General features: G+C 31.9%; 9 protein-coding genes. All 9 read left to right on the top strand.

Annotated elements, in window-relative coordinates; translation table 11 throughout:
• Positions 1 to 59: 59 nt before the first annotated feature.
• The 9 genes from NHF47_RS07760 to secA all read left to right on the top strand — a co-directional run bounded on the left by NHF47_RS07760 (position 60) and on the right by secA (position 12,530).
• The gene (locus NHF47_RS07760) at positions 60 to 1,922 is read left to right on the top strand and encodes an ABC-F family ATP-binding cassette domain-containing protein (RefSeq protein ID WP_252764381.1); all 1,863 of its coding nucleotides are present in this window, start codon (positions 60 to 62) and stop codon (positions 1,920 to 1,922) included.
• A gap of 63 nt (positions 1,923 to 1,985) precedes the next feature.
• On the top strand, positions 1,986 to 2,804 hold the full coding sequence (locus NHF47_RS07755) for an O-methyltransferase (RefSeq protein ID WP_252764380.1): 819 nt from the start codon (positions 1,986 to 1,988) through the stop codon (positions 2,802 to 2,804).
• Positions 2,805 to 2,889: 85 nt separating this feature from the next.
• Positions 2,890 to 3,579, top strand: coding sequence for an ABC transporter ATP-binding protein (locus NHF47_RS07750; RefSeq protein WP_254005711.1), 690 nt, complete (start codon positions 2,890 to 2,892; stop codon positions 3,577 to 3,579).
• 7 nt (positions 3,580 to 3,586) lie between these two features.
• Positions 3,587 to 3,754, top strand: a complete 168-nt coding sequence (locus NHF47_RS07745) for a hypothetical protein (protein WP_252764379.1) — start codon at positions 3,587 to 3,589, stop codon at positions 3,752 to 3,754.
• Between the two features lie 242 nt (positions 3,755 to 3,996).
• Entirely contained in the window at positions 3,997 to 6,921 is a 2,925-nt protein-coding gene (locus tag NHF47_RS07740; RefSeq protein WP_252764378.1) for a pitrilysin family protein, read from the top strand.
• A gap of 100 nt (positions 6,922 to 7,021) precedes the next feature.
• Positions 7,022 to 7,882, top strand: a complete 861-nt coding sequence (locus tag NHF47_RS07735) for a RimK family alpha-L-glutamate ligase (protein WP_252764377.1) — start codon at positions 7,022 to 7,024, stop codon at positions 7,880 to 7,882.
• Positions 7,883 to 8,095: 213 nt separating this feature from the next.
• Positions 8,096 to 8,665: a cob(I)yrinic acid a,c-diamide adenosyltransferase gene (locus tag NHF47_RS07730; protein ID WP_252764376.1), complete on the top strand. Its 570-nt coding sequence runs from the start codon at positions 8,096 to 8,098 to the stop codon at positions 8,663 to 8,665.
• Between the two features lie 200 nt (positions 8,666 to 8,865).
• Positions 8,866 to 9,087 (top strand): DUF2795 domain-containing protein, encoded by a 222-nt coding sequence (locus tag NHF47_RS07725; RefSeq protein WP_002986941.1) that lies wholly within the window; start codon positions 8,866 to 8,868, stop codon positions 9,085 to 9,087.
• 86 nt (positions 9,088 to 9,173) lie between these two features.
• Positions 9,174 to 12,530 (top strand): preprotein translocase subunit SecA, encoded by a 3,357-nt coding sequence (secA, locus tag NHF47_RS07720; protein ID WP_252764375.1) that lies wholly within the window; start codon positions 9,174 to 9,176, stop codon positions 12,528 to 12,530.
• The last annotated feature ends 16 nt before the right edge of the window (positions 12,531 to 12,546 follow it).

Below are 12,546 nucleotides of genomic sequence, written 5' to 3'. Positions count from 1 at the left end.
AAATTACTTTTGCAAAACAATTGGCAAATTGCCATATTGAAAATTGACACCTTACATTTATGAATTATCTTTCAGTCGAAAATATATCGAAAGCCTACGGAGAACGTGTTTTATTTGACAATGTCTCTTTTGGGATTAATAAAGATCAAAAAATTGCTTTCATTGCTAAAAATGGTTCTGGAAAAACTACCATTATGAATATGATTACTGGTTCCGATGAACCTGACACAGGTCAGATTGTACTTCGAAAAGGAATCAACATGGCTTTTTTATCTCAAAATAATAATTTACAAGACGAATTAACGATTGAAGAAAGCATTTTTGCATCGGATAATGATACGTTAAAAATAATAGAAGCGTATGAAAAAGCATTGGAAAACCCAGAAGATGAAGAATTGTACCAAAGAGCCTTTGACGACATGGATCGCTACAATGCATGGGATTTTGAAACCCAATACAAACAAATTTTATCCAAATTAAAATTAGACGATTTAAAGCTGAAAGTTAAAAACCTTTCGGGTGGTCAAAAAAAACGTTTATCTCTAGCAATTATTCTTATCAATCGTCCTGATTTATTAATTTTAGATGAGCCTACCAATCATTTAGACTTAGAAATGATTGAATGGTTAGAAGATTATTTTGCTAAAGAAAATATCACCTTATTTATGGTAACGCACGATCGCTTTTTCTTAGAGCGTGTGTGTAATGAAATCATTGAATTAGACAATAATAAAGTATATCAATACAAAGGGAATTATTCGTATTACTTAGAAAAAAAAGAAGAACGAATTGCTTCTGAAAATGCGAGTATCGATAAAGCACAAAACCTTTTTGTCAAAGAATTAGCTTGGATGCGTCGCCAACCCAAAGCAAGAACTACCAAATCGAAATCGCGTCAAGATGACTTTTATAAAATTAAAGAAAAAGCAGAAAGTCGTAGAAAAGAAAATGTTGTAGAATTGGAAATCAACATGGAACGAATGGGTAGCAAAATCATTGAAATGGTAAAAGTGACTAAAAAATTCCCTGAAAAAACTATACTTGATGATTTCTCCTATTCTTTTCAACGGGGAGAGCGCATTGGAATTATTGGTAAAAACGGAACAGGAAAATCTACCTTTCTCAATATTCTAACGCAAACTGCGCCACCCGATTCAGGAAAAGTAATTATTGGAGACACTATCAAATTAGGTTACTATACACAAAGTGGCATCAATCCCAAACCTGGACAAAAAGTAATCGATATTATTAAAGAATATGGGGAATATATTCCATTAACCAAAGGAAAAATTATTTCCGCTTCTCAACTATTAGAACGTTTTCTTTTTGATGCCAAGAAACAATACGATTTTGTAGAAAAATTAAGTGGTGGCGAATTAAAAAGATTATACTTGTGTACGGTTTTGATTCAAAATCCGAATTTTTTAATTCTCGATGAGCCTACCAATGACTTGGATATTGTAACTTTAAATGTACTAGAAAGTTTCCTATTAGACTATCCTGGTTGCCTTTTAGTGGTAAGTCACGATCGTTATTTTATGGATAAAATTGTAGATCACTTATTTGTTTTTAGAGGCGAAGGAAAAGTAGAAGATTTTCCTGGAAATTATTCCGATTTTAGAGCGTATGAAGATTCAGCTGAACCCAAAGATTTGAATGCCGTAAGTACAGAAAAAGTCAATTGGAAAGAAAAAAATGCCACTACTTCGGGTTTATCTTTTAATGAACAAAAAGAATTCAATAAAATTGAACGAGAAATAAAAGATTTAGAAATTGAAAAAGCTAAAATCGAAAAGGAATTTGCGGATGGAAAAGTAGCTGATGACAAGATTGAAGCCAAAGCCAATGAACTCCAAAAAGTAATTCAATTGTTAGAACAAAAAGAAGAAAGATGGTTTGAATTGAGTTCTAAAATGGAGTGATTTTTCAGTTTAGTAAAAAAGCCTTTATTAATTTTTCTACTTTGTCAGATAAATAATGTTTGAATGAATCATTTAGTTAAAGCCTATCTAAAATTTTTACTCCATTCCAAAAGCGAACATGGAATCCATTCTCCATTTGTATTTGATTTGGTTACCAAATGTTTTTATGACAACTCCCATTATTCGGAATATACAACCTTAAAAAACTATCGAAAAACACTTTTAGAAAATAAAAACACTATAGAAGTAACCGATTTTGGAGCGGGTTCACGAGTTTTTAAATCAAACACAAGGTACATCTCAGCTATTGCTAAAAATGCAGGGATTAGTCCTAAAAATGCACAATTGTTATTTCGTGTCGCTCATTATTTTCAATCTGAAACTATTTTAGAAATTGGCACTTCTTTAGGATTAGCTACTTCAGCTCTAGCCTTAGGTTCCAAAAAATCAAAAATAACTTCCTTAGAAGGTTGCTCCAATACCCTAAATATAGCTAAAACCCAACTTGAAAAATTCAATCTTGATTCGGTGCAACTTATTCCTACAGAATTTTCAAATTATTTGAATACTGAGGGAAGACAACAGCATTGGAAACTCATTTATTTCGATGGCAATCATTCTAAAAAAGCAACCATAGCCTATTTTGAAGTATTACTCTCCACAGCAACTAATGATAGTGTTTGGATTTTTGACGACATACATTGGTCTAAAGACATGGAAGAAGCTTGGAAAATAATCCAAAACCATCCCAAAGTAACCGTAACCATAGACACCTTTCAATGGGGAATGGTTTTCTTTAGAAAAGAACAAAAGAAAGAACATTTTATAATTAACCCTAATCGAAGCATTCGTTCACATCTATTTAAAAAAATTAGACTCTAAGTTGTAACAAATTACTTGCTTTTTCTACTTATGTGTAATTACGAATTCAATATTCTGAATTGTAAATTCTAAATTCTAATTTAAGATGGCACAACCAATCATTGAAATAAAAGGCATTACAAGAGATTTTCCATTAGGTGACGAAACCATTCACGTGTTAAAAGGAATTGATTTAACTATTAACAAAGGGGAATATGTGGCACTAATGGGACCATCAGGTTCCGGAAAATCTACCTTAATGAATCTTTTAGGTTGTTTAGACACACCCACTTCTGGAAGTTATGTACTGAATGGAAAATTAGTGAGTCAAATGCACGATGATGAATTGGCGGAAATTCGTAACAAAGAAATAGGCTTCGTTTTCCAAACCTTTAATTTAATGCCTAGAACCACTGCTTTAGATAATGTTGCTTTACCTATGGTGTATGCAGGCTTTTCAAAATCAGAAAGAAACGAAAGAGCTACTGAAGTACTAACGCAAGTGGGGCTTGCTGATCGTATGGATCACAAACCCAATCAATTATCTGGTGGTCAAAGGCAACGTGTGGCCGTAGGTCGTGCTTTGGTAAACAAACCTGCCATTATTTTAGCCGATGAGCCTACAGGAAACTTAGACAGTAAAACTTCGGTAGAAATTATGAATCTTTTCAATGAAATTCATGCCAAAGGAAACACTGTCATTTTGGTAACACATGAAGAAGATATTGCTGCTTATGCACACCGTATCATTCGATTAAGAGACGGAATTATTGAAAGTGACAATCTAAATAGATAATTGAACTATGAAATCAAAAGCTTTTTTTATAATAGGAATTTTAACAGTTAGCATTTCACAAATTCTTACGCATTATCTTCAATTAAACGATTTTTCCAAAGGTCTATTTATAGGAATAGGATTAGGACTTTTATTGTTAGCGCTATTACAAAAGAATAAAACCGCTAAAAGTTAATTCTAGAAGCGAATAGCTTGGTTTTTATTGGTTATCCTTTTTCCTGCCATTCCAAGTAGTCCCGAAAAAATCGGGAGCTACTTTTTTCTGTCAGGGCTAGTTATTTTTCCATTTCTTCATTTGTTTGGAACTCCTTATCTTTGAAAAACAAAAATCCATCCATGACAAAAATTACGCAACTTACTTGCCATAATAAACATCTTACCTACACATATAATTTTATAAATCTCTAGTTACAAAACATGAAAAAAAAATCTTTATCAGCATTATTTTTTTTAATTAGTTTCATTTCCATTGCGCAAAATCAATTTGAATGGAAACAAGAATCAAAAAATGGATACACATACAAATATGTTACCAACGATCCCGTTAAGGCAAGGTTTTATACTTTAAAAAATGGGTTGACCGTAATTTTAAGCCCAACGAACAAAGATCCTAGAATTCAAGCATATGTTGCTATAAAAGCAGGAAGTAAAACTGACCCTGCTACCAATACAGGTTTAGCGCATTATTTAGAACACATGCTATTTAAAGGAACAGACAAATATGGTAGTCTGGATTGGGAAAAAGAAAAAATTGAATTAGAAAAAATTGATGCATTATATGAACAATATAATAAATCGAAAGATGATAGAGTAAGAAAAGAAATCTATACAAAAATAGATTCAATTTCTGGTGTAGCAAGTAAATATGCCATTGCAAATGAATATGACAAAATGATGTCTGCTATGGGTGCTCAAGGAACAAATGCATTTACTTCTTTTGAGCAAACTGTTTATACAGATGATGTACCGAGTAGTGCTATCGATAAATATTTAGCAGTTCAAGCGGAACGATTTAGAAATCCTATTTTTAGAATTTTTCATACCGAATTAGAGGCCGTATATGAAGAAAAGAACAGAAGTTTAGATAGTGATTCTGAAAAAGTATTTGATGAATTATTCAGTAATTTATTCAAAAAACACAATTATGGTCTACAAACAACTATTGGAACGATTGAACATTTAAAAAATCCTTCTTTGATAGAAATTAGAAAATATTTTAACAAATATTATGTTCCTAATAACATGGGAATAATTATTTCAGGTGATTTTAATCCGGATGAGCTTATTCTCAAAATAGACAAAGCTTTTTCATATATGCAACCAAAAGCATTTGAAAAATATACTTTTCAACAAGAAGAGCCTCTTACAAATCCTATCATAAAAGAAGTGGTTGGTCCAGATGCTGAAAGTTTAACTATTGGTTTTAGATTACCTGGAAATAAAGATAAAGATGTTCTTTTAGCCGATTTAGTAGGCAAAATATTAACTAATGGTAAAACAGGTTTACTAGATCTTAATTTGGTAAAAAAACAACGCTTATTAAGAGCAAGTGCTTTTACTTACACTTTAATTGATCACGGTATTTTATATTTCTACGCTGCTCCTACGGAAGGACAGTCACTTGAAGAAGTGAAAGAATTAGTTTTAAATGAAATTGAAAACTTAAAAAATGGAAATTTTGATGATGATCTAATTACTGCTATTATTAACAACATTAAAAAAGAAAAGATTTACGAAAGCGAAAAGTATTCTAATCGCGCAAGTGTATTAATGGATGCCTTTACTTCTGAATTAGATTGGAAAAATCAAGTGGCCTACATCAATAACCTATCAACCATTAAAAAGGAAGATATTGTAAATTTTGCAAATAAGTATTTAAAAGATAATTATGTTGCCATCCTAAAGAAAAAAGGAGAGAGTCAACTTACTGAAAAAATCGAAAAACCACAAATAACTCCAGTTGAAACTAACGCAGACAAACAATCTGAATTTGTTAAAAGCATTGATAATATAGCTAGTAATAATTCAAAACCAGTTTTTTTAGACTTTAACAAAGACATTCAAAAATCAAAAATAGGTGCTGCCGAATTGCTTACTGTACAAAACAAAGACAATCAGATATTTCGTTTAAGATATCGTTATAAAATAGGAACTCTAAATGATTTAAAACTAGCATTAGCTTCTCAGTATATTCAATTTTTAGGAACAAATACTATGTCTTCAGAAGAAATTGCAAAAGCTTTTTATAATATAGCTTGCAATTTTTATGTAAGTACAGGTGAAGAATATACAACTGTATACATTGAAGGATTACAAGAAAATTTTGAAAAAGCGGTTAACCTTTACGAAGAAACTATTGCTAATTTACAAGCTGATGAAGAAGCTTTAAAAGGGTTAATTGCTAGAAACCTTAAAGCTAGGAAGGATAACAAATCAAATAAAAGATCCATTCTTCAAGGATTAACTAGTTATGCAATGTATGGTCCAGAAAATAAATTTAATTATAATCTTTCTAATGAAGAATTGACTCAAATCACTTCAAAAGAATTAATTGAACGAATTAAAAAATTAAATAATTACGAACAAACTATTATATATTATGGCCCAATTGAAATTAATACAATTGCAAGTCAGTTAAAAAAACTTCATAAGGTTCCAACCCAATTTTCAACTCCTAATCCTAAAAAAGAATTTGTACAAATCCAACAAAATAAAAATCAAGTATTATTTACAAATTATGATATGGTTCAATCTGAAACGAGATGGATTAGAAATACAGAAAAGTACAATTTAAACAAAGAAGCTTTAGTTAACGTATTTAATAATTATTTTGGTGGTGGTATGGGCTCACTAGTTTTCCAAACGATAAGAGAAAGTAAAGCCTTAGCATACAGCACATATGGATATTATGTTTCTCCTCAAAAAAGTAATGAAGACTATTATTATATTGGATACGTAGGAAGCCAAGTTGACAAATTTAAAGAAGCCACTTCAAGTATGAATGAATTGTTAAATAACACCCCTCAAATTAGTGGTAATTTAGAATTAGCAAAAAATCAAGTGAGAAAAGATATTGAAACACAAAGAATAACACAAGATGATATCATTTTTACTTATTTAAGTGCCAAAGATTTAGGGGTTGATAAAGACATAAGGAAAGAAATATATCAAACTGTAAATAAAATTAACATGAATGATTTAGTTACTTTTGAAAAAAATCTCCTTGCAAACAAACCTTATACATATGCCATTGTTGCATCAGAAAAAAATATTTCTATGGAAGAAATGAATAAGTTAGGAGAAGTAAAAATTCTAACTTTAAATGAAATTTTTGGATTCTAAAGTTTTCATTCAATTTATAATTAAAAAAGGCTATTCAATGAATAGCCTTTTTTAATTATATCATAACATTCTCTTATCTTTGGAAAACAAAAATGAATCCATGACAAAAATTGCACTGCTCACTTGTGATAAATTACCTGATTTAAAACCATCTGACCAACAACTTATTCCTGAATTAAAAAAGCATCACATTACAGCTCAAGCCGCTATTTGGGATAATCCAAAAGAAGATTGGACTCAGTATGATTATCTCGTTTTTAGAAACACATGGGATTATTACGAAAAAGAAGACGCATTCAATCAATGGCTTTCTAAAATTGAGCATCTAGGCATTCCTACACTAAATTCATTGAACGTTATTCAACAAAACAAACACAAGTTCTATTTGCAAGAATTGGAACAAAATGGAATTACTATTTTACCAACCTATTTTCAAAAAAAAACAGCTTATCTCGATTTAAAAAACAACATTCCATCACATTGGAAAAAAATTGTGATTAAACCTGCTTTTTCTGCGGGTTCTTATTTAACCAAAGTATTCGAACCAAGTGAAATAGAACAAATCGAGGAAGAATATCAAATAATTGCACAAGAAAAAGAATTATTACTACAAGAGTTTCAACCCGAAATTACTTCTTTAGGTGAAACCTCCTTTATTTTCTTCAACAAAGTATTTTCACATGCGGTCAATAAAAAACCAGCTGCAAATGATTTTAGAATACAAGTACAATTTGGAGGGCAATACACTTTAGTACAACCTCCTGAATCATTGATTCAACAAGCGCAAGAAATTGTCAATCAATTTCCAGAACCATTACTATATGCACGTGTAGATGGAATTGTAAAAAACAACACCATTCACTTAATGGAAGTAGAATGCATTGAACCCGATTTGTATTTTGATTATGCTCCAAACGCATTGCAAAAATTCTCTCAGGCAATAGTGCAATTAATTCCGTAAATTTGAAAATAAAATGAATATGTTTTTTTTGGTTGCCATTTTAGCATTTTTATACATCACCTTACGTTTGATACAAAAAAAGAAATCAAAAAATCTAAATCATAGAAAACCATTTCATATTACATACAGTAAAAGAAAAGACAATACAAAAAAATTAGAACCCTAAATTCAATTTTAAAAAGTTAGGCTCTAAATTCTAAACTCTAAATTCTTATGAAAGTATATACCAAAACAGGAGATAAAGGCACTACGGCTCTTTTCGGTGGTACACGTGTGCCTAAACATCATATTCGCATTGAAAGTTATGGTACAGTTGACGAATTAAATTCACACATTGGATTAATTCGTGATCAAGAGATGCAGTCGCACTACAAAACCGTTTTAATTGAAATTCAGGACCGTCTTTTTACTTTGGGAGCTATTTTAGCAACACCACCAGAAAAAGAAACTTTAAAGAATGGCCAACCTCGTTTGCAACAATTAGGTATCGAAGAAAGTGATATCGAATATTTAGAAAAAGAAATAGACACTATGGAGGAAAATCTTCCTCCTATGACACATTTTGTGTTACCCGGCGGACACACTACAGTGTCATATTGTCATATTGCAAGATGTGTTTGCCGTAGAGCGGAGCGATTAGTGACCCATTTGAATGACATTGAACCAACAGACACCTATGTCATGAAGTACTTAAACCGACTTTCTGACTATCTTTTTGTACTGGCACGAAAGTTGTCCTACGATGTAAAGGCTGAGGAAGTAAAATGGATACCTAGGAAGTAGTTTTTTAGTATTCAGTCTTTGGTAAACCGTAACTCTTTTACATGATTAGTAGTTAAAAAATTGCATCAAAAAATAGTAAAAAAAGAGACACAAATTACTTAAAAAAAAGACGTTCTTATAAATAATAAAAAATAAATCAAAAAAAACTTGATTTTTTAAGTTAAAAAATTATTTTTGCATAAATTTAAATCGATAGAAAAATGTATTGGACATTAGAACTAGCATCCTATTTAAGCGATGCTCCTTGGCCTGCTACCAAAGACGAACTTATCGACTACGCAATCAGAACAGGTGCTCCTCTTGAAGTTGTGGAGAACCTTCAATCAATTGAAGATGAGGGCGAAATCTATGAATCTATGGAGGAAATTTGGCCTGATTATCCAACTGACGAGGATTATCTTTGGAACGAGGATGAGTATTAAAAAATAAAATAACAACATTTAAAAAGTCTCACATTGAGGCTTTTTTTTTGTAAATTTACACACCTAATTTTTGAATAAAAATTATTATGAGTTTAATTAATTCTATATTAAAAGCTTTTGTGGGAGATAAATCTCAAAAAGACGTAAAAGCCATACAACCACTTATTAACAAAGTCAAAACCTTTGAAACAGCACTAGCTTCTTTATCACATGATGAATTGAGAGCTAAGACAAGTGAATTTAAAGAAAAGATAAAAGTTGCTCGCTCTGAAAAAGACAGTAAAATTGAGGCTTTAAAAGTAGAAGCTGAAAACACTACAGATATTGACAAAAGAGAAGACATTTATACTGAAATTGATGCTTTAGAAAAAGAAGCCTATGAAATTTCTGAAAATGTATTAAATGAGTTACTTCCTGAAGCTTTTGCGGTATTAAAGGAAACTGCAAAACGTTTTAAAGACAATACATCGATTACAGTAAGCGCTACTGCTAAAGACCGAGAGCTGTCAGCTACAAAACCCTATATCACTATTGAAGGAGATCAAGCTAATTGGGCGAACTCTTGGGATGCTGCTGGAAAAGCCATTACTTGGGACATGATTCATTATGATGTTCAGCTAATTGGTGGTGTTGTTTTACATCAAGGTAAAATTGCTGAAATGCAAACGGGTGAAGGAAAAACCTTGGTAGCTACTTTACCGCTTTATTTAAATGCATTAACGGGTAACGGTGTTCATTTGGTTACCGTAAACGATTACTTAGCAAAACGGGATAGTACTTGGAAAGCACCACTTTTTGAGTTCCACGGATTAACTGTAGATTGTATTGACAATCACCAACCGAATACAGCAGCGAGAAGAAAAGCCTACAATGCAGATATCACTTATGGAACAAATAACGAATTTGGATTCGATTATTTAAGAGATAATATGGCGCATTCACCTGAAGATTTAGTTCAAAGAAAACACAACTACGCTATTGTAGATGAGGTGGATTCTGTATTAATTGATGATGCTCGTACACCTTTAATTATTTCTGGACCTGTACCACAAGGAGATCGTCATGAATTTAATGAGTTAAAACCAAAAGTAGACAACTTAGTTTCTTTACAAAGAAAATTAGCTACAGACTGTCTTACAGAAGCTAAAAAATTAATTAAAGAAGGTAATACCAAAGATGGTGGTTTCTACTTATTACGTTCGTATAGAGCAATACCAAAAAACAAAGCATTAATTAAATTCTTATCGGAAGAAGGAATCAAACAATTGCTTCAAAAAACGGAAAATCATTACATGGCAGATAACAATCGTGAAATGCCAAAAGTAGATGAAGCATTATACTTTGTAATTGAAGAGAAAAACAATCAAGTAGAATTAACCGATAACGGTATTAAATTCCTTTCTCAAGATACCGATGAGCATTTCTTCGTTTTACCAGATATTGGTACCGAAATTGCAAAAATTGAAAAACAAAACTTATCTACAGAAGAAGAAGCAGAAAAAAGAGAAGAATTGTATAAAGACTTTTCTGTTAAATCGGAACGTATTCATACCTTAACACAATTACTAAAAGCCTATACTTTATTTGAAAGAGATACAGAATATGTAATCATGGATAATAAAGTTATGATTGTTGACGAGCAAACGGGTCGTATCATGGATGGTCGTCGTTATTCTGATGGGTTACACCAAGCAATTGAAGCCAAAGAAAACGTAAAAATTGAAGCAGCTACACAAACTTTTGCAACAGTAACCTTACAGAATTATTTCCGTATGTACAGTAAACTTGCTGGTATGACAGGTACAGCTGTTACAGAAGCAGGTGAGTTTTGGGAAATTTATAAATTAGACGTAGTTGAAATTCCAACTAACAGACCTATTGCCAGAAAAGACAAAGAAGATTTAATCTATAGAACCGTTCGTGAAAAATTCAATGCCGTAATTGAAGATGTAGTTGGTTTATCTCAAGCAGGTCGCCCAGTATTAATTGGTACAACTTCTGTTGAAATTTCGGAATTATTAAGCCGAATGCTGAAAATCAGAAATATTCCGCACAATGTATTGAATGCCAAAATGCATAAAAGTGAAGCTGAAATTGTTGCTGAAGCAGGTAAACCAGGAGTGGTAACGATTGCTACCAATATGGCGGGTCGTGGTACCGATATTAAATTATCTGATGAAGTTAAAAAAGCGGGTGGTTTGGCGATTATTGGGACAGAACGTCATGATTCAAGACGTGTAGACCGTCAGTTAAGAGGTCGTGCGGGTCGTCAAGGAGATGTAGGTAGTTCTCAATTCTACGTGTCTTTAGAAGACAACTTAATGCGTTTGTTTGGTTCTGAAAGAGTAGCCAAAGTAATGGATAGAATGGGATTAAAAGAAGGGGAAGTGATTCAACATTCTATGATGACCAAATCTATCGAAAGAGCTCAGAAAAAAGTAGAAGAAAACAATTTTGGTGTTCGTAAACGTTTATTAGAATATGATGACGTAATGAACGCGCAACGTGAAGTAGTTTACAAACGTCGTCGCCATGCTTTAGAAGGAGAACGTTTAAAAGTGGATATTGCAAACATGATGTATGACACTTGCGAAGTGATTGTACAAAACAATAAACCAGCTGGTGATTTTAAAAACTATGAGTTTGAATTAATTCGTTATTTTTCAATTAGTGCACCTATTACTGCGGAAGAATTTTCAAAATTACAAGAACGTGATATCATTGGTAAAACCTATAAAGCAGTTTTAGACCATTATACAGATAAAACAGAGCGCAATACTAAAGAAGCATTCCCTGTGATTAAAAATGTGTATGAAAACAACAATGGTCAGTACGAAAGAATAGTAGTCCCTTTTACAGATGGTATTAAATCTTTAAATGTGGTTACCAATTTAGAAAAAGCATATACATCTGAAGCAAAATCATTAGTAACTGATTTTGAAAAAAATGTATCTCTTGCAATCATAGATGAAGCTTGGAAAAAACATTTACGCAAAATGGACGAATTAAAACAATCGGTTCAATTAGCCGTTCACGAGCAAAAAGACCCTTTACTTATCTATAAATTCGAAGCATTTAATTTATTCAAACGAATGATGGACGAAGTAAATAAAGAAGTGATTTCGTTCTTATTTAAAGCGGATTTACCTTCTCAAAATGCGAATACAATTAGTGAAGCGAAAGAAGTAAGAAGAAAAGAAAATTATACAGAAAGCAAAGAAGAAGTTTTAAATAGTGATGAATTGGCCGCTAGAAATAGAGAAGCTGGTCAACAAACTCAAGATCGCCCTCAAGTTACGGAAACCATTGTGAGAGAAACTCCAAAAATCAATCGTAATGATACTGTTACAATCAAACACGTTATGAGTGGCAAAACGGAAACTATGAAATTTAAAAAAGCAGAAAACTTAATCGCATCAGGTGAGTGGGTTTTAGCACAATAATTCTTTAAAACTAAGT

Origin of the sequence: Flavobacterium sp. NRK F7 (genome assembly GCF_024054195.1) — a bacterium.
Classification (GTDB): domain Bacteria; phylum Bacteroidota; class Bacteroidia; order Flavobacteriales; family Flavobacteriaceae; genus Flavobacterium.
The sequence above is the reverse complement of the archived record's forward strand: the minus strand, read 5'-3'. Positions and strand labels throughout refer to the sequence as shown.

Coding starts and splice junctions, on each gene's coding strand:
- NHF47_RS07725 (WP_002986941.1), top strand. CDS start 8,866: ATGTATTGGACATTAGAACTAGCATCCTATTTAAGCGATGCTCCTTGG.
- NHF47_RS07750 (WP_254005711.1), top strand. CDS start 2,890: ATGGCACAACCAATCATTGAAATAAAAGGCATTACAAGAGATTTTCCA.
- NHF47_RS07745 (WP_252764379.1), top strand. CDS start 3,587: ATGAAATCAAAAGCTTTTTTTATAATAGGAATTTTAACAGTTAGCATT.
- secA (WP_252764375.1), top strand. CDS start 9,174: ATGAGTTTAATTAATTCTATATTAAAAGCTTTTGTGGGAGATAAATCT.
- NHF47_RS07740 (WP_252764378.1), top strand. CDS start 3,997: ATGAAAAAAAAATCTTTATCAGCATTATTTTTTTTAATTAGTTTCATT.
- NHF47_RS07755 (WP_252764380.1), top strand. CDS start 1,986: ATGAATCATTTAGTTAAAGCCTATCTAAAATTTTTACTCCATTCCAAA.
- NHF47_RS07730 (WP_252764376.1), top strand. CDS start 8,096: ATGAAAGTATATACCAAAACAGGAGATAAAGGCACTACGGCTCTTTTC.
- NHF47_RS07760 (WP_252764381.1), top strand. CDS start 60: ATGAATTATCTTTCAGTCGAAAATATATCGAAAGCCTACGGAGAACGT.
- NHF47_RS07735 (WP_252764377.1), top strand. CDS start 7,022: ATGACAAAAATTGCACTGCTCACTTGTGATAAATTACCTGATTTAAAA.